Origin of the sequence: Pseudoalteromonas sp. SR43-7 (genome assembly GCF_014163785.1) — a bacterium.
In the GTDB taxonomy this organism is placed as follows: domain Bacteria; phylum Pseudomonadota; class Gammaproteobacteria; order Enterobacterales; family Alteromonadaceae; genus Pseudoalteromonas; species Pseudoalteromonas distincta.
This window is the reverse complement of sequence record NZ_JACJDY010000058.1, coordinates 1-572: the sequence shown is the minus strand read 5'-3', so window position 1 is coordinate 572 and position 572 is coordinate 1. Positions and strand designations below refer to the sequence as shown.

General features: G+C 41.3%; 1 protein-coding gene. It reads left to right on the top strand.

Going from position 1 to position 572, the window contains the following annotated elements; all coding sequences use genetic code 11:
• Nucleotides 1–27: 27 nt before the first annotated feature.
• Nucleotides 28–572: helix-turn-helix domain-containing protein (locus H5087_RS20005; protein WP_182673147.1), on the top strand; the 545-nt coding region annotated here is incomplete at its 3' end.

Genomic DNA, 572 nt, shown 5'->3' with positions numbered 1-572 from the left:
AATCAAAACATATAAGAGGTAACTCTCATGCTACATACTAACAATCCAATTATTAAACACAAAGCGGGTTTACTTAATCTTGCAGAAGAACTTGGCAACGTATCAAGAGCCTGCAAAGTGATGGGCGTATCCCGTGATACATTTTATCGATATCAAGAATTAATCGAAGACGGTGGACTTGATGCGTTAATTGATAAAAGTCGTAGAGCGCCAAACTTAAAAAATAGAGTTGATGAAGCAACTGAACAAGCCGTTATTAAATACGCTGTCGATTATCCAGCTCACGGCCAACACAGAACGAGTAATGAACACAGAAAACAATGCGTATTCGTTTCTGGCAGCGGTGTTCGTTCAATATGGCTACGTCATGACCTAGAGAACTTTAAAAAGCGTCTCAAGGCGCTAGAAAATAAAGTGGCTAACGAAGGTATTATTCTCACCGACGCCCAAGTAGCTGCGCTTGAAAAGAAAAAACATGATGACGAAGCGTGTGGTGAAATTGAAACGGCTCACCCAGGTTATCTAGGCTCTCAAGATACATTTTACGTGGGTAATCTCAAAGGCGTTGGGCG